The organism is Cytobacillus sp. FSL M8-0252 (assembly GCF_038007345.1).
In the GTDB taxonomy this organism is placed as follows: domain Bacteria; phylum Bacillota; class Bacilli; order Bacillales; family Cytobacillaceae; genus Cytobacillus; species Cytobacillus kochii.
On the sequence record NZ_JBBOWZ010000001.1, the window covers coordinates 392,204 to 408,638 of the forward strand.

The 16,435-nt window shown below is 37.8% G+C and carries 17 protein-coding genes, 1 pseudogene and 1 riboswitch; of the genes and pseudogenes, 16 read left to right on the plus strand and 2 right to left on the minus strand.

Translation table 11 applies throughout. The features are described 5' to 3' along the window. The first annotated feature begins 6 nt into the window (after positions 1-6). From MKX83_RS02055 to MKX83_RS02080, 6 genes are all read left to right on the plus strand, one after another. Positions 7-882, plus strand: a complete 876-nt coding sequence (locus tag MKX83_RS02055) for an acetaldehyde dehydrogenase (acetylating) (protein WP_322910281.1) — start codon at positions 7-9, stop codon at positions 880-882. A 16-nt stretch (positions 883-898) separates the two neighbouring features. Beyond that, complete coding sequence (dmpG, locus tag MKX83_RS02060; RefSeq protein ID WP_307315616.1) at positions 899-1,918, plus strand: 4-hydroxy-2-oxovalerate aldolase; 1,020 nt, start codon at positions 899-901, stop codon at positions 1,916-1,918. Between the two features lie 142 nt (positions 1,919-2,060). Then, entirely contained in the window at positions 2,061-3,941 is a 1,881-nt protein-coding gene (locus tag MKX83_RS02065; protein WP_341053824.1) for a helix-turn-helix domain-containing protein, read from the plus strand. Between the two features lie 272 nt (positions 3,942-4,213). Continuing rightward, positions 4,214-5,626 carry a catalase gene (locus MKX83_RS02070; RefSeq protein ID WP_341053826.1) on the plus strand — a complete coding sequence of 471 codons (1,413 nt, stop codon included), beginning with the start codon at positions 4,214-4,216 and terminating at the stop codon, positions 5,624-5,626. A 75-nt stretch (positions 5,627-5,701) separates the two neighbouring features. Then, complete coding sequence (locus MKX83_RS02075) at positions 5,702-5,971, plus strand: hypothetical protein (RefSeq protein WP_095370940.1); 270 nt, start codon at positions 5,702-5,704, stop codon at positions 5,969-5,971. 154 nt (positions 5,972-6,125) lie between these two features. Beyond that, positions 6,126-7,094 carry an LLM class flavin-dependent oxidoreductase gene (locus MKX83_RS02080; protein WP_341053828.1) on the plus strand — a complete coding sequence of 323 codons (969 nt, stop codon included), beginning with the start codon at positions 6,126-6,128 and terminating at the stop codon, positions 7,092-7,094. 358 nt (positions 7,095-7,452) lie between these two features. Here the strand turns inward: MKX83_RS02080 and MKX83_RS02085 are convergent. Next, a pseudogene (locus MKX83_RS02085) lies at positions 7,453-8,351 on the minus strand (3-hydroxyacyl-CoA dehydrogenase). 226 nt (positions 8,352-8,577) lie between these two features. Then, positions 8,578-8,729: riboswitch (cyclic di-AMP (ydaO/yuaA leader) on the plus strand. Positions 8,730-9,151: 422 nt separating this feature from the next. On the opposite strand from MKX83_RS02085, the gene MKX83_RS02090 reads away from it, so the two are divergent. The 3 genes from MKX83_RS02090 to MKX83_RS02095 are packed head-to-tail and all read left to right on the plus strand — an operon-like array spanning position 9,152 to position 10,794. After that, positions 9,152-9,382: a hypothetical protein gene (locus tag MKX83_RS02090; protein WP_322910286.1), complete on the plus strand. Its 231-nt coding sequence runs from the start codon at positions 9,152-9,154 to the stop codon at positions 9,380-9,382. Continuing rightward, positions 9,336-9,467, plus strand: a complete 132-nt coding sequence (locus MKX83_RS24565) for a hypothetical protein (RefSeq protein ID WP_416337107.1) — start codon at positions 9,336-9,338, stop codon at positions 9,465-9,467. Before MKX83_RS02090 ends, MKX83_RS24565 begins: the two co-directional genes overlap by 47 nt. Beyond that, positions 9,448-10,794, plus strand: coding sequence for a TrkH family potassium uptake protein (locus MKX83_RS02095; RefSeq protein ID WP_416337105.1), 1,347 nt, complete (start codon positions 9,448-9,450; stop codon positions 10,792-10,794). The genes MKX83_RS24565 and MKX83_RS02095 overlap by 20 nt, the downstream gene beginning before the upstream one ends. Positions 10,795-10,805: 11 nt before the next feature. On the opposite strand, the gene MKX83_RS02100 is transcribed toward MKX83_RS02095, so the two are convergent. Continuing rightward, positions 10,806-11,519 (minus strand): MerR family transcriptional regulator, encoded by a 714-nt coding sequence (locus MKX83_RS02100; RefSeq protein WP_307315604.1) that lies wholly within the window; start codon positions 11,517-11,519, stop codon positions 10,806-10,808. A gap of 80 nt (positions 11,520-11,599) precedes the next feature. Between MKX83_RS02100 and MKX83_RS02105 the strand changes: the two genes are divergently transcribed. The 7 genes from MKX83_RS02105 to MKX83_RS02135 all read left to right on the plus strand — a co-directional run bounded on the left by MKX83_RS02105 (position 11,600) and on the right by MKX83_RS02135 (position 16,352). Continuing rightward, the gene (locus MKX83_RS02105; protein WP_341053830.1) at positions 11,600-12,295 is read left to right on the plus strand and encodes a CPBP family intramembrane glutamic endopeptidase; all 696 of its coding nucleotides are present in this window, start codon (positions 11,600-11,602) and stop codon (positions 12,293-12,295) included. Between the two features lie 70 nt (positions 12,296-12,365). After that, complete coding sequence (locus tag MKX83_RS02110; protein ID WP_307315601.1) at positions 12,366-12,938, plus strand: hypothetical protein; 573 nt, start codon at positions 12,366-12,368, stop codon at positions 12,936-12,938. 18 nt (positions 12,939-12,956) lie between these two features. Then, entirely contained in the window at positions 12,957-13,427 is a 471-nt protein-coding gene (locus MKX83_RS02115) for a nucleoside deaminase (RefSeq protein WP_307315599.1), read from the plus strand. A 77-nt stretch (positions 13,428-13,504) separates the two neighbouring features. Beyond that, positions 13,505-14,191 (plus strand): DsbA family protein, encoded by a 687-nt coding sequence (locus tag MKX83_RS02120; RefSeq protein WP_307315597.1) that lies wholly within the window; start codon positions 13,505-13,507, stop codon positions 14,189-14,191. Between the two features lie 2 nt (positions 14,192-14,193). Next, positions 14,194-14,613 (plus strand): disulfide oxidoreductase, encoded by a 420-nt coding sequence (locus MKX83_RS02125; protein ID WP_340977437.1) that lies wholly within the window; start codon positions 14,194-14,196, stop codon positions 14,611-14,613. Positions 14,614-15,048: 435 nt separating this feature from the next. Further along, positions 15,049-15,321, plus strand: coding sequence for a phasin family protein (locus MKX83_RS02130; protein ID WP_341053832.1), 273 nt, complete (start codon positions 15,049-15,051; stop codon positions 15,319-15,321). A gap of 110 nt (positions 15,322-15,431) precedes the next feature. Beyond that, positions 15,432-16,352 (plus strand): glycosyltransferase, encoded by a 921-nt coding sequence (locus MKX83_RS02135; protein WP_341053833.1) that lies wholly within the window; start codon positions 15,432-15,434, stop codon positions 16,350-16,352. The last annotated feature ends 83 nt before the right edge of the window (positions 16,353-16,435 follow it).

Consider the following 16,435-nt stretch of genomic DNA (forward strand, 5'->3'; position numbering starts at 1 on the left):
TGAGGTTTGAGTAAAGTAAAAGTAGCGATTTTAGGATCAGGTAATATTGGAACAGATTTGATGATTAAATTAGGTCGATCAGACATTTTAGAACTTACAACGGTGATAGGTATTGATGCAAATTCTGATGGCTTAAGACGTGCGAAGGAATTAGGGTATGTCGCCATTGATACTGGGATTGATGGGTTTTTAGAACAGCCGGAACTTGCAGATATTGTTTTTGATGCGACATCAGCAAAAGCGCATATTCGTCATGCAAAAGCTTTAAAAGCAGCAGGTAAGAAGGTCATTGATATGACACCAGCAGCTGTAGGTAAGTTGATTGTTCCCCCGGTTAATTCAAAGGAACATTTAGATGCTGCGAATATCAATTTAATTACATGTGGCGGTCAGGCAACTATACCAATGGTACATGCGGTGAACCGAGTGAGTCCAGTTGCCTATGCTGAAATCGTTGCGACAATCTCAAGTAAAAGTGCCGGACCTGGTACGAGGGCTAATATCGACGAATTTACTGAAACAACTTCAAGGGCGATTCAAGAAGTGGGTGGAGCGAAAAAAGGGAAAGCTATTATTATATTAAACCCAGCAGAACCGCCAATACTCATGAGAGACACCGTCTACACGTTAGTGGAAGAGGGGACGATGAAGGAAGAAGAGATTAAGGCATCAATTGCTGATATGGAAAAAACTGTGCAGAGCTATGTGCCAGGCTACCGATTACGGACGGAGCCAATTATTGACGGTAATCAAGTAACTATCTTTATAGAAGTGGAAGGAGCCGGCGATTATTTACCTAAATATTCAGGAAATCTAGATATTATGACAGCGGCTGGCGTAAAGGTTGCTGAAGAGTTTGCAAAGAATTTAATTACACAGTAAAAGGAGAGAGATTCATATGACCGAACGTCAAAAGGTATTATTAACGGAAGTGGCATTGCGAGATGGGAGTCATGCGCTTTCACATCAATATACTGTTCAGCAAGTAGAGAAGATTGCCAAAGGCTTGAATGAGGCTAAGGTGCCTTATATTGAAGTAGCTCATGGAGACGGCCTAGCGGGATCTTCTTTGCAATATGGCAGGTCAAAAACAAATGAGTTTGAATTAATAGAAGCAGCTGTTGCTGTAACTGACTTTTCAAAGGTTGCTGTGTTGTTAATTCCTGGTATAGGGACAGTTAAAGAATTGAAACAAGCCCAGCAACTAGGGGCGAAGATGGCGCGTATCGCTACACATGTGACAGAAGCAGATGTGTCTGCCCAACATATTTACGCTGCCAAAGAGCTTGGAATGGAAACGGTTGGATTCTTAATGATGTCTCATATGGCAGAACCGGAGAAAATCGTGGAACAAGCAAAACTAATGGAAAGTTACGGTGCCGATATTGTTTATGTCGTTGATTCAGCTGGAGCTTTATTACCAAATCAAGTAACAACAAGAATCAAAGCAATGAAAGAAACCATTGGTGTGGAAATTGGTTTCCATGCTCATAATAATCTTTCATTAGCAATGGCAAATACGTTAGCTGCCATTGAAGCAGGCGCAACAAGAATCGATGGAAGTGTACGTTGTCTCGGAGCAGGTGCGGGTAATACGCAAACAGAAGTGTTAGTAGGTGTATTAGATCGGATGGGCATTGAAACAGGTGTGGACTTTTATAAAATGATGGATCTAGCAGAAGATGTTGTGGCACCGATCTTACCTGTTCCTCAAGAAATTACTAAAAATAGTTTAGTTCTTGGATATGCAGGCGTTTATTCTAGTTTTGCTTTACATGCCCAGCGTGCAGCAGAAAAGTTCAATTTAGATGCACGAGATATTTTAATTGAACTAGGTAACCGAAAAGTTGTCGGCGGGCAAGAAGATATGATTGTTGATGTGGCGGCAGAATTAGCAAAAGTAAAAACATTCGTCTAAAGTTCAAAGCAGCGAACCTTCGTTTCAAAACTCGCGAATGTTTCAATTTTCTAATAAAATAGACTGGAAGGGGCGAAATTTCCCCTTTTTTATAAAAATAGAAATGTTTGCGCTTTCAATCTTGCGCTTTAGGAGGTTATCTATGCATATTGTTGTTGATGAAGTTTCAATCAATCCTATTACAAAAGGACATGAAAGAGTTGTTTCGACACCATCGGCATCACTAGGTATTTTGCGTCATCAACTCGTTAAGCATATAGGTTTTGAACGCCTAAAAAGTTTCTTATTTTCTTTTGGATGGGAGAATGGTGTGAAGGATGCTAAAAAGGCAATGAAAGAGCATACTTCGGTTCCTTATTTAATCAAGCACGGCCCCCTGTATCATAAGGAAAATGGACAAATTACAGGTGTGAAGCATATATGCCATTTAACAATGTGTGAAGACAATCAGCATGTGAAATCTCTCTATTCGGAGGGTATTTGGTATGGTTCTTATGAGGCTGAAGAGCATATACGACTACATGGTTATAGTGATACACCTCAATGTCATACATTAGTAGGTTATGCAAGCGGCTATATGACTACTATCACAGGTGTGTCGTTGCTAGTAAAAGAAACGTGTTGTGTGGCGAAGGGTGATGCTGAATGCAAATGGACAATCCAATCGCAAGAACAATGGGAGATGGAGGGTGAAGATGCTCATTCTCCATATGAAGAAACCCCCATCGTTAAAGAGTTAGCTTATACATATGAACAATTATTAGATCAACGTAATTTTGTAACAAAACTGGCTGAATTTCAAAGTAAATTAACTGAAGAGATTTCTGGGGGCAGTAGTTTAGAAGAAATTACTGAACTTGTCTACGATCATATGAAAATACCAATTGTGATAGAGTCTATTGATTTTTATCAAATGTCTAGTGCAGGCTTATCTCCAGATGAATGCGGTGAACTGACGGATGATATGAAGCAATATTTTTCATTTCCTATGAATGATAAGGAAGAAAAGCCCCCTACCTATCCATTGTTTTTTCAAAAGAGAATCGTCCATACTGAAAAGCAAACAAGGCTGATGGCTCCAATTTTAGTGCAAAAGAAAATTCAAGGGTACTGCTCATTTGTTTATGAACCAATGATAGATAACAGTCATGAATCTGACTATTTATTACTGGAACGATTTGCTAATGCTGCCTCCCTTATATTATTAAATGAAAAAACTCGATTTGAATCGTTAGAAAGAATGAAGGGTAGTTTCCTTGAACGTATATTAGAAGGAGAAACGTCTAAAGCAGAGATTATTAAAAGGGGTAAATATACGGGTATCGATTTAACACAGTCCTATTTCTTAGTCATGATCGATTTTAGTATTGGTACAGAATCCTTTGAAGAAGAGTTTCAGTTGCAGGAAGATATATATGAATGGATGATTCAATACTTTAGTGAAAAAAAGAAAAGTGTATTAATTAATATGCGTGATCATCATCTAACCATTCTGATCCCTGATGCGGCACTTTCATATGAGCATCATGAAACATTCTTCCGCCCATTAATGAAGACCTTACGTGCGGACTTTCCTAATGGTGATTTTACAATTGGTCTTAGCAGTCAAGGAAATGAGATTACAAGTGCCCATCAACACTATGAAGAAGCCCTTGTTTCTTTAAGACTATCTTCAAAGGAAAATATGATGTCCTTTAAACAATTAGGAATCGTTGGTGTTCTGATTAATTCTAAAAATACAGCTGGGGTGAAAACAATTGCCAAGCAGGAATTAGGCTCACTATATGATTTATCGGATAGCAAGATGGTGGACTTATTGCAAACCTTATATGTGTTTTTACTAAACGGAGGAAAATTGGAACAAACGACAGCAGATCTGAATTTATCTATGAGCGGTCTTCGCCATCGCATTCGAAAGATTGAACATACATTAGATAAGGATTTGCGTAATCCTCAAGAAACACATCAACTATTCTTGATTATGCAATCTTTAATTGCTTTAGGAGAATTGAAAATGAACTAAGTAGATGATTATATTACCCCACCAGAGTTGGTTCTGGTAGTTGTTTAATGTAATTGAACGCCTGGTATTTCCATTAAACGGATAATATTAAGGGTCAAACTATTAATAAGTCATATCGAAGGCACTCCCTCCAATTTTTTTAATCTTCGTTGTAATGATCAGCTTGTATGCTTCGATAGAATTCTAAGAAAGTTGTTATAGAAAGTAACATAAAACGAAGTTGTCCTTCATATTAAATTAACAGGAAGACATAGAAGAATATGGAGGGAATTATGGACGAAAACAACGAAAAACACGAGCGACAAGCAAAGATTCATTTCAATAGTCGAGGAAGTCAAGCGCAAGAAAAAGTGGAAGAGAGGGATATAAATAAATGGAAAGGGGACGAACCTGCAAAGCTTCATTCACAAACTGTTGGCAAAAGAGGACCTATCTTAAAACAGGATAGTGTAGAACATGAAACACTGCAAGAATTTATCCATGAGAAAATCATTGAACGACCTGTTCATGTCAAAGGATTCGGTGCTTTTGGCTATTTTCAAACGGTGCATTCAATGAAAGAACATACACAGCTTAGTTTCCTACAGCGTCCTGGTCAACAAGTACCTGTAATGGTGCGGTTTTCATTAGCAGTGAGTACGAAAGGAACACCTGATACATCAAGGAATGTAAGAGGGTTTGCAACTAAGTTTTATACAGAAGAGGGGATATTTGATTTAATTTGTAATCATATTCCTGTTTTCTCTGTGCGTGATACGATTCGTTTCCCTGAGGCGATTAAAGCGTTTTTACCATCTCCAGTCAATAATTTAATTGATCCCAATCGCTTCTGGAGCTTTGTAGCACGAGCACCAGAGTCGTTAAATTTTGTTGTCCATCTATATTCAGATGCTGGAACAGTGAAAAGTTTGCGTCATATCCCAGGACATAGTGTGAATACATTTGTCTGGCGTAATGCGAAGGGAGAAAGGAAATATGTGAAATATCATTGGTATCCGTTTGCAGGTATTGAATATATTACGAGGCAGGAAGCGGGCAAACTAGCCGGTGAGAATCCAGATTATGCTGGGAAAGATCTTTTTGATACCATTGCATCTGGCAAAACAGTAGAGTACGGATTATACGTTCAATTAATGGATCCCATGGATGAGGGGAAATTATCGTATGATCCGCTTGATGATACGAAAGTGTGGGATGAAAGACAGTATCCATTGGTACCAGTTGGTCGAATGGTTTTAAATAGAAACCCCAAAAATTATATGGAAGAAGTAGAGAAGGTCTCTTTTTCACCTGTTAACCTGTTAGAGGGAGCGGAGTTATCCGATGATAAGATGCTTCAAGGTCGAGCGAATATTTATAGCGATTCACAAAGAAGAAGAATCGGACCTGGGTTTAGGAAGTTGCCAGTAAATGGCCAAGCAGATTGGACACCTGCCAACCAGGTGACAAGTGGAGATGGCCGATTTGTTGAAGGGAAATTACAAAGAAGTGATTTAATAAAACAAAATGATTATGCGCAGGCTGGAGAATTTTATCACGCTTTAAGTCCACAAGAGAAAGAACATTTAGTCGATAATATTGCTGCAGATTTAAAAGGGATTGATCAAGATATAAAAGAAGTGGTATTGTCATATTTTCACCGAGCTTCTTCAGAACTTGGGGAAGCGATTGCCAAGCATGTCTAAAATTCTCAGCATAACCTCCGTTTAAAATAATCTGTTACGAGGTAATTAATACGTAAGAGATGGAGGCGATATAAAATGGCAGAATTAACAGCTGTGAAAGTCGTATTACAGGATGAGATGGAAGAATATTTTACAGACGATAATGATCAGAAGGAAGCAGCAGACGCTTTATTAAGAGTCGATACCGTTTTGTTTTACGGGAAAAATATGGAGCTTCTAAATGATTATGAGCCAGCGAAAGAATGGGACCACTTTTATGATTTTGAATTCAATTCAGCTGATGATATTAAGAAAGAAATTGCTGAGAGGTTAGAAATCAGTCCTGATATAGTGGAAGTCGAATAAACCAGCTATCAGCTGGTTTTTTTTATGGATTGGAAAAGATTAGATAGATGCATGCCTATTTGGAGTCGATTATTCAAGCAACTCCGTTTGAAGTTGGTCAACAGACTGGTATACTTTTCTTTATTAAAACGATCGTTTAGAAAGGGTATGAAGCATGCATTTAGGAATTCTTGATCAAATGCCGAGACCACGTCACTTGTCAGTTGAGGAAACGGTAGAAGAAACAATCCATAAAGTACAGATGGCAGAAGAATGGGGATATGAGCGTTATTGGTTTGCTGAGCACCACGGGACAAAAGGGATGACTTCTAGTGCACCTGAAATCCTAATGGCAACAGCAGCGGCAAAAACAAAGACCATTCATGTAGGCAGTGGCGGGATTTTATTGTCTCAGTATAGTCCGTATAAAGTGGCTACACAAATGCTACAACTTCAATCAATTTTTCCAGGTAGGATTGAGGCAGGTGTAGGACGTTCACCAGGGGGACCGGAACGAATTCGTAAAGCCTTAGCTAATGGTGTGAAGAATGAAACGGGCATTTATCCTGAAAAGATAAAACAAATGCTGCATTATTTCGCAGGGGATCAGTCGGTGCAAGCGACACCTAGGCCGAGGGTATCGCCGCAGCTTTATAGTCTGGGTCTTGGGGAGAATAGTGCCCAGCTAGCAGCAGAGCTTGGAATTGGTTATGTCTTTGGTCACTTTATTCAATCTGGAAGAGGCGTGCAGGCCCACAAACAATATCGGGAGTATTTTCAGCCGGGCTTTTTAGTAAATCCGAAAGCGATTACTGCTGTATTTGTCATTTGTGGTGCGACAGATGAAGACGCAGAGGAAATGGCCATTACACAAGATATATGGTTATTAAGGACGGAAAAAGGAATTGATAGTCGGATTCCGACACTTGAGGAAGCAAAAGCAATGCGGTTAACAACAGAAGATAAAAAAAGAATCGCATTGAATAGAAAAAGAATGATTATCGGTGGGCCAGCAAAAGTAAAAGAAGAGCTCTGCAAATGGAGGGAACTTTATGAATGTGACCACTGGTTATTATTAAATAACACCTATCATTTTGCTGATCAACGCCAATCTTATGAACGCATTGCAGAAATGTTTTTCTGAAGATGTGGTTAACTCTCAAGTAGTACACGCATTAATAGAATTTAACTAACAAAAAATGTGTTGGCAAGTGTAAAGGTGGAGAAGAAGAGGAAGGGTTTTTCCACAAACCCGAACCAACTCAACTGGGATTAATAGTGACGAGTTTGTGCCTGCAAATAGTAAATACGAATACAAGCAGGATGAAAAGCGAGAAGAAGTGTTGGTAAAGCGGAAATGCGACCACAAGTTCCACCAAATATACAAAGTGGGCAAAACATTTACAATAGTAAGGGCATCCAGAAAGTCTCATTGCCGACTTTTTAGACGCCCTAAAATATACTAAGGTTCTAAGGATATCAATTTTTCAATTGCGCCCTCGTTACCTTTTCAGAAACTCAGGATCAGCAAAACTTGGATTCGGATAGTTATAGAAGCCTTCTCCTGTTTCTCGTCCGAGTTTACCTTTATCTATATACTCCGTTTTTAATAGGTGAGCTAATTTTTAAAGGCTTCATTGCCGGTTGCATCGGCTTTTGCTTGTGAGATATTGTAAGCTGTGCGGATTCCAACGACATCAAGTATAGCGAACGGGCCTAGTGGAGCACCAGTGCCAATCATCCATGTTTTATCAATGGTTTCTGGGTCAGCTACTTCATTCACTAATAACATTTGTCCTGCCTCTAATAATGGAACGAGTAAGGAATTTAAGATATACCCTGGTTGTTCTTTATGCAATTGTAGAGGGACCATCCCTATTTCTCTTGCAAATTCAACGATTTGGTTAAAAACATTCATGTCTGTACCGGGGTGTTTCATTACTTCAGCCGTATTGTTTTTCCAAATTTCATTTGCAAAATGCAATGCTAGAAATTGTGACGGTCTCCCTGTGAAAGCTACAAATTGGCTAGGAAGTAATGTGGATGAATTCGTTGCAAAGATTGTTTCTTTCGGTGCGACTGCACTTAATTTTGTATAAAAGTCTTCTTTAATGCTAACCACTTCTGGAACAGCTTCAATCACTAAATCAGCTTGCTCGACAGCTTTAGATAAATCAGTATAAAAAGACATCCGTTCGAATGCCGCATCGACTTGTTCATCGGTTGCCTGTAAATCATTTTTATAGCTTTCCTTCAGCTTCAATATTCTACCTTTTGCTGTTGCTAGTGCTTCCTCAGAAATGTCATACACACTTACTTGAAATCCACTATACGCTGTTTGGTAAGCAATCTGACTGCCAAGTACCCCACTACCTGCAACTGTGATATGTTTGAATCCCATTGTAATCCCCTCTTTATAAAAAGTTATTTTCACATTTTCATTATGGCATAGTCTTACCTTCTATGACTTTCGACTTATAGAAGGATTGTTAAGTAAAACTGAAACATCTTTATTCGTTAACATGGCTCTTCATTTAATGTAGGTAAATGGATGGTTTGGTAAACATTTTTTATTTTATCTTTACAGATAACAAAAAGGGGAGTAATATAACTTCATCAATTAAATATCATCTCAATCGCTGAATCCTTAATTGGAGCGGAGGAACCACTTTTGTAGAGGTAATCTACTTGGGGTGAATCCTTTAAAGAATGTAAAAAGGAAGGGTTATTCTTGACCCTAATCCGACAGCTAACTTCGTAAGCGTTAAGAAAAGATGGTAACTTGTGATCAAATAACGTGACCACGGGGGATCCCTCTGTGGTCTTTTTGCTGTTCCTTTTTTCTCATTGAAGTACTCACAAGTCGATAGTAAGGATGGGATAGCCTATAAAGAAAACCTTTGCTTTGTCTGGTTTGGGGCATTTTGAGCAACGATGCTACAAGAACTAAAAGAGATGAATGTTGAAGTTTTAGCAGTAGATAAGGATGAAATGAAAGTAATTAAACATCGCGACCTCTCTACAAATGTTGCTGTTTACATTCACTAGATGAGCACACGTTAAGGTAAGAAGGGGTGAATCATGTTTTTATTTCGTTTGGAGAAGATGTGCAATGAAGGATTTTAACAGCCTTTCTTCTGAAGGGTATGGGGGTAAAAGCGCATAACAATTTTCATGAGAAAGTGTTAGAAAGGATAGGTGTTGACCGAGTCATTCATTAAGAGAGATATGACTATAAGAGTTGCAGGAAATATTGTCACACTTTCAATGGTTGATTTTTTTGAATTTGCTCATGATTACACCATCGCTGAAATGCTTGTAGGAAAGAAATTTTGGGGGCGTAAATTAAAAGATTTACGAATTGCTAAGCGGTTTAATTGTCATATTGTCGGTATTCAGGCGAGAACAGAACTTTACCGTTTCTCCAAGTGAAGAAGGACCAATTCAGATGAATGATATTTTAATAGTAGTGGGTAAAAAAAGAGTCATTATACGCTTTGAAAAAGAAGGAGCATAGAAAGATGAACAACGCAATCGTTCGGTTAAATCCATCTCAGTTGTTATTGTTAGTGTTCTTGTTTTTCATTATATTAGGGACGATTTTTTTAAAACTTCCATTTGCAACGACAACACAGGTTACTTGGACAGATGCATTATTTACAGCAACTTCATCCATGACGGTAACAGGGTTAGCTGTTGTAGATACTGGTACGGTCTATACACTATTTGGGCAATTAGTCATCCTTGCATTAATACAAATTGGTGGATTAGGGATCATGTCATTTGCAGTGTTAATTTTTATGCTCCTTGGTAAAAGGATAGGGTTTAGGGAGCGGTTATTAGTTCAACAGTCATTAAACCATACATCTATTGGTGGAATCATTAAATTAGTAAAAAGTTTATTCATTTATTCCTTCACGATTGAATTAATTGCTATGTGTTTTTTAGCCATTACTTGGGTCCCTGAATTTGGTTGGGGAAGGGGTATGTACCTCAGCTTCTTTCACTCCATTTCCGCTTTCAATAATGCTGGCTTATCGCTGTTTCCTGATAATTTAATGGGATATGTGGGGGACCCTATTATTAATATTGTTATTTCATCTTTGTTCATTCTTGGCGGTATTGGTTTCACTGTTTTAGCGGATATTTGGTATAAACGTAAATTTAAGAAACTGAGCTTACATTCAAAACTGATGATTGTCGGCACTGTAGTTATCAATGCTTTTGCGATGTTAGTTATATTCGTGATGGAGTTCCATAATCCACATACATTAGGCGCTATGTCTGAAATGAGTGATAAACTTTGGGCAGCTTACTTTCAAGCGACATCACCGAGGACGGCAGGGTTCAATACAATCGATATAGGTAATATGCATGAAGCAACCATTACTTTCATGCTACTTCTCATGTTTGTTGGTGCGGGTAGCGGCTCTACTGGTGGTGGAATTAAGTTAACAACTTTTTTAGTCATCGTATTATCAGTTATCAGTTTTTTAAAGCAAAAGCAGCAAATTACCATTGCTAATAGAGCAATTAAAGAAACCATCATATTTAGATCATTGGCCATTTCTATGATTAGTTTCTTATTTATCTTCTTAGCTGTGTTTATTCTCAATATTACAGAACCAGAGCCGTTTTTAAAATTATTATTTGAAACGGTCTCAGCTTTTGGGACTGTTGGGCTTTCTATGGGGATTACGGCTGATCTATCTAACATTGGTAAGATTATTATAGTATTTATTATGTTTCTCGGAAAAATTGGGCCTTTAACATTTGCCTTTTCTCTAGCCAAACCAAGACAAGAGAAGATAAGATATCCGAGTGAAGATATCATGACAGGTTAAATATAATTGAGTCAGCTTTTATTGTTCATATAGGTAAGGGCTGACTCGAGAAACTCGATAACTTCTTGCTTAATAGGATATAAGTTTAATGATTTTGATTGCTCTTTTGATCTTCGTGCTTCCCAAAATTGTTCAGAGAGTGCTTGATTACCGTTGAACATTTCCATTGAGTAAATTTCCACATCACTCGCAATTAATTGGGCAACGTCAGAAGAAGGCGCTTCTCCGTTTTTTAAACAAAGTTCTATGCGCTTAATAATATTCATCCATTTCTTAATTTGACCATCATCATTCTCTAATTTGGGAAGTGATGTCTCCCATTCCTTTGTTAGCGGTGTATGATCCTCACTCTCTTTTAACGTTAAGGGAAGAAGTTGTTCCCAACCAATCTCTCCTTCTAAATCTACACTGTTCCTTAAAGTTTGTGTATATTTTTGTGCTTGTACGATATCGTCAATTGACGATTTCAATGTTTGAAGGTGGATATCTAGCACTGATGATACAGTCGTCTCGTCAATGAGCTTTTGTATATCTTCTAACGACATATTCGCTTTCTTTAATAGCAATACTTTTTGCAGACGAAGTAAGTCTAGTTGTGTATAGAAACGTTTGCCATAATCATCTTTATAAGTAGGTGTGACTAATTGAATTTCATCATAATATCGTAAAGTTCTAACAGAAATGGACCAATCTTTAGCAATTTTACCCGTCGAAAAATAATCCATCTTTTCTCTCCTTTGAACTTGAAGATGACGTAACGTAACCAGGTACTCTTAATATATCAAATAAATTGGGGGTAAATGGAGTGAATACCTTATTTTCAAAAGAATCACACTGGTCAATACAAACGTTTTTACTTATTCTGATGTTTGTCTTCATCATAGTGCCGATATTCATTGAAAATTGGGCACAAGACCTATTGCAGCGGTTATTTCAAAATGATTTATATGCGGGGACTTTGACAGGGTTAATCATGGCAATTGCCTTTACAGTGGCTCTTTATTATATTACGATTAAATCATATGGATTGAATTGGCAGTCGCTTGGCTTGAAGTCGTTTGCTAAGAGCTATTGGCTACCGATTATCGGATGGACTTTTTTTCTAATAGTGGGCAGTGGATTGCTTGTTATTCTTATGGATTTATTTGGTGTTGGCGTAGAAAATAAGAAAACCGCTTCATTAACAGCAGAACTGAATGGTTTTACGATTCTCATTGCATTTATATCTGCGGCCATTGTGTCACCCATTTATGAAGAAATTTTGTATCGTGGCTTTATTTACAAATGGTTTAGGACTAAATGTAATATTGGACTGAGTATGCTCATTAGTTCTACGATTTTTACGGTGGTACATTTACCGACTTATAACACATTACCAGTTAATTTTTTCAGTGGACTTATCTTCGCTTGGACTTATGAGAAAACAGGCTCCATCTATCCTGCGATGATTATCCATAGCGTTTTTAACGGACTGGCGATTCTATTAACTGCCTTTACTTAATTATCTTAATTTTTAGTTTTCACGAAACGTTTGAAGCGAATAATCGTAAACAATAGAGGGGGTGAATAGAATGAAATGGTTATTTGCTATTTTACTGCTTATGTTATTACTTTTTTATTATTATCGCTTATTTAATGTTTTCTTTAAGATTAAGAAAAATAAGGTATTCCCATTGCCAGATGAAGTATTAGAGGACATTCGTATTGAGCCGCAAAGGCCGATAGCAGAGCCAAAGGTAGCTAGTCAGAAGGGCAGTATCTTTACTTATATTTTTATCACATGTATGGTGTTTATCGCGATCATGTTTATTGTTTTTTCCGATCAGTTAGATGTTTCGAATTATCTGCTGTTACTTGTACCTCTTTTTCAAATGGAGTTTCTGTTTAACCAATTAGTTTTTCTTCAAAAAGGGATTGTTAAAGGGCTAAAGTATATCCCTTGGCATAAAATTGATTCTTATGAAGTTCAGTCTATTGATATTAATAACCGTCATTTTGGTTTTGATAAAAAAGTAAATGATGGTTTTGAGATGAAGCTTCATTCAGGTCGTTCGAGTCAGGTTAGTTTACTAGTTACTTCAACAGAGGCTTATGAACAGTTGCAAATCCTGTTAGAATCTCATGGTATTAAACAAAAAGCCTAAATAAATGGGAGGGACGAGATGAGTAATCATGAACAATTTTTAACAGAGGCAGTACATCTAGCAGTAGAAAACGTAGGAAATGCAGGAGGACCTTTCGGAGCAGTCATTGTAAAGGACGGGAAGGTGATTGCCAAAGGTGTGAATAGGGTAACAGCTCTTCATGACCCAACGGCGCATGCGGAAGTAATGGCTATTAGGGAAGCATGTACGAAGTTACAATCTTTCACATTAACAGGCTGTATTCTTTATACAAGCTGTGAGCCTTGTCCCATGTGTTTAGGTGCGATTTACTGGGCGCGTTTGGAAAATGTGTATTACGCAGCCGATCGGAAAGATGCAGCAAAAGCGCTTTTTGATGATGATTTTATTTACCAAGAGATTGGCATAGACCCGAAAGATAGAGGTCTTCCGTTTGTACAATTGACACTAAATCAATCACAGCTCCCTTTTGATGCTTGGAGTAAGCAAGTCAATCGAACTTCATATTGACTTCACGGAAATTCCTTACTTTCTGCATAAGGATATATTATTCTTAAAAGTGATACATCTACATAAAGGAGAGCAGTATGGGCACAAATAAAAATCAATTCCAACCGATGAAGTTATTATTTTTTATTACGATTATTGTCGTTATCGCAGTTGTTATCATGGTGTTCATAAACAATCAAGGAAATGAAAAGGATGAGTATACATCTTTTGAAAATGCACCCCCTATTGAAGGACAGCCTGTTTTAGGCAAGGCGGAATCACCTGTACAAATCGTAGAATTTGGCGACTTTAAATGTCCAGCGTGTAAACAATGGGGTGAGACTATTTATCCGCAATTAGTGGAAGATTATGTAGACACGAATCAAGTGAATTTCTCTTATATCAATGTGCTCTTCCATGGCGATGAGTCTAAATTAGGTTCAGTTGCAGCCGAAGCTGTTCATCTATTGGAACCTGATGCATACTGGGCATTCCATAAAGGTTTGTTTGATAAGCAGCCAGAGAGTGGGCAACATGATTCTGTCTGGTTAACAACGGAAGTGCTAGAGGAAGTCGTTGCAGAAACGACGTCAATTCCACTAGAAGATCTATTGGCAGAAATGAAAAAAAGCGCAACAATAGAGGCGGTTAATCATGACACTTCACTCGTAGGTGAATATGAAGTCCAGCTCACACCGACGATTATGATTAACGATAAAATGGTGACAGATCCATTTAATTATGATTCAATCAAACGTTTGATTGAAGAAGAGTTAGAGGGATAAGAATGAAGAAAAATCAAATCATGTTGTATTTTTCTTGGGTGGTTGCACTCATAGCAACATTAGGTAGTCTATACTTTAGTGAAATTAAGCAGTTTATTCCTTGTGAGCTCTGTTGGTATCAAAGAATATTCATGTATCCACTCGTTTTAATCTTGGGGATCGGTACGTTCTATCAAGATATTTCTGTGCGAAGATTTGCGCTACCAATGGCGTTTATTGGCTGGTGTATTTCTCTCTATCATTATCTTGTACAAAAAGTGCCTGGACTCGCTGAGGTCACCCCATGTTCAAGCGGTGTACCATGTAGTGGCCAATATATCAATTGGTTCGGGTTTATCACCATTCCTTTCTTGGCATTAACGGCTTTCACGCTTATTATCTTCTTTTGCCTGATGATAAAAAAAGACAATCAAGCATCATAAACATTCCTCGTACATATGATTGTACGGGGTTTTTGTTTTGTTCGTAATGGAGTAGAAATCGGTTGTGAATTTGTAAATGGAAGAAGGGGAAGCTGCTTGACATGAGACAAGCGTAAAATCTCATTATATGCACACAATTCATTTGAAAATCACGAATAGAATTGTATGTAAATCGGACATCGCCATTCATCCGCAAATTCCGTGAACACTTCCGCTTTAATCCGACTTGCCCATTCTTCATCTACTTTCTAGGGTTGGACATGAGCGTAAAAATGAAGTGAGGCATTGCATTTTCTTTGATTAATTTTCTAACTATCTCTGAATTTCCCATCTGTTAGAACAACTTGTGATATATGTTTTTTCATGCTTAATCTACTTGAAAATGGGTAAAATAATGTTAGTGAAAATCTGCCATTTATTAAAGGAGGAAATGAGATGAAAAACCCAATAAAACAAGGGATGATGTTAGGGTTAGGTTTAGCAGCAGCAGGGAAAGAGCGTGCACAAGAAATGATGGATGAGTTAGTGAAAAGAGGAGAGTTAACAAAACAGGAAGCGAAGGATTTTATGCAGGAGGTAAGGGCGAAAGGCCAAGAGAAGCAAACGCAGATAGACGACAAAGCCCATCAACGAATGACTAGTTTATTGCATGATTTGAATATCGCTACAAAGGATGATGTCTTAAGATTGAGGATGAAGGTGCCATAACAGACGAAGAAAAGGCCGTTCAAACCGAGGCCTTTATTCAACAGTTACAAACTCCAGGTGTTTATGAAGTAGGAGGATTAGGTGCGTGCACGCTAATTAGCAGGAAGGCTTTGTTAGCAGGTATTCATTTTAGTAAAATTAAAAATCTCAGTTTTTGGGGAGAAGATCGACATTTTTGTGTGAGAGCTGTGGCATTAGGACTGGATCTACATGTAGACACACATACACATCTGCCAGCTTATCATATTTATCGTTCTTCTGACCTTACAGGCATACCCGCATTTAAAGAAAAATGTCAGTATGCTTATAGCGAACTACCTATTTATCCAGAAAAAGCAGAAAGCCATCAAATTCGCTTATCGATGATTGTGAAGAATGAAGAAGGTCGTTATTTACAAACGATGTTAAAGAAAGTAAAGCCATTTATCGATGAAGCTGTGATTATAGATGATGCTAGTACTGATCAGACTATATCGATTTTCTTGCAAGAACTAAAAGGTATGCCAATTAAATTGGTCAAGAATGCAAGCTCCCAGTTTGCCAATGAAGTGGAACTAAGAAAACAACAGTGGTTAGAAGCAACGAATGGTTTTTTAGGTTGGGTATTAAATCTTGACGCAGATGAATGGTTTGAGGAGAGTTTTATTGATTATATTGATGACTTTGTTAAACAGGATACTATCGACCTGTACTGTTTTAGACTGTATGATATGTGGGATGAAGACCATTATCGTGAAGATGAATACTGGCAAGCACATTTCTTATACCGTCCATTTCTAGCAAGAGTTAGATCAACCTTTCAGCCTGTCTGGAAAGAAACACCACAGCATTGTGGGAGATTTCCAGAAAACATCTTCCAACTTACCCACAGTTTATCCACAATACGAGTCAAGCATTTAGGCTGGGCAAAAGAAAAAGATCGATTAGAAAAATATGAGAGATATAAGCTGCTTGACCCGAATAGCCTCTACGGTAATGAGAAACAATATGAATCGATTCTAGATAAGAATCCCCGTTTAAAACAATGGTGAGAAACATAAAGCAAATGGTCAGTTTCGAAATGAACTTCGATTCATAGCTAGGAAACTATTTGTATGCTAAACTAAAAATAATT

Excerpts from the sequence above, each read along its gene's own strand:
- MKX83_RS02125 (WP_340977437.1), top strand. The coding sequence starts at position 14,194 with ATGAAGAAAAATCAAATCATGTTGTATTTTTCTTGGGTGGTTGCACTC.
- MKX83_RS02075 (WP_095370940.1), top strand. The coding sequence starts at position 5,702 with ATGGCAGAATTAACAGCTGTGAAAGTCGTATTACAGGATGAGATGGAA.
- dmpG (WP_307315616.1), top strand. The coding sequence starts at position 899 with ATGACCGAACGTCAAAAGGTATTATTAACGGAAGTGGCATTGCGAGAT.
- MKX83_RS02100 (WP_307315604.1), bottom strand. The coding sequence starts at position 11,519 with ATGGATTATTTTTCGACGGGTAAAATTGCTAAAGATTGGTCCATTTCT.
- MKX83_RS02070 (WP_341053826.1), top strand. The coding sequence starts at position 4,214 with ATGGACGAAAACAACGAAAAACACGAGCGACAAGCAAAGATTCATTTC.
- MKX83_RS02130 (WP_341053832.1), top strand. The coding sequence starts at position 15,049 with ATGAAAAACCCAATAAAACAAGGGATGATGTTAGGGTTAGGTTTAGCA.
- MKX83_RS02115 (WP_307315599.1), top strand. The coding sequence starts at position 12,957 with ATGAGTAATCATGAACAATTTTTAACAGAGGCAGTACATCTAGCAGTA.
- MKX83_RS02120 (WP_307315597.1), top strand. The coding sequence starts at position 13,505 with ATGGGCACAAATAAAAATCAATTCCAACCGATGAAGTTATTATTTTTT.
- MKX83_RS02080 (WP_341053828.1), top strand. The coding sequence starts at position 6,126 with ATGCATTTAGGAATTCTTGATCAAATGCCGAGACCACGTCACTTGTCA.
- MKX83_RS02065 (WP_341053824.1), top strand. The coding sequence starts at position 2,061 with ATGCATATTGTTGTTGATGAAGTTTCAATCAATCCTATTACAAAAGGA.
- MKX83_RS02110 (WP_307315601.1), top strand. The coding sequence starts at position 12,366 with ATGAAATGGTTATTTGCTATTTTACTGCTTATGTTATTACTTTTTTAT.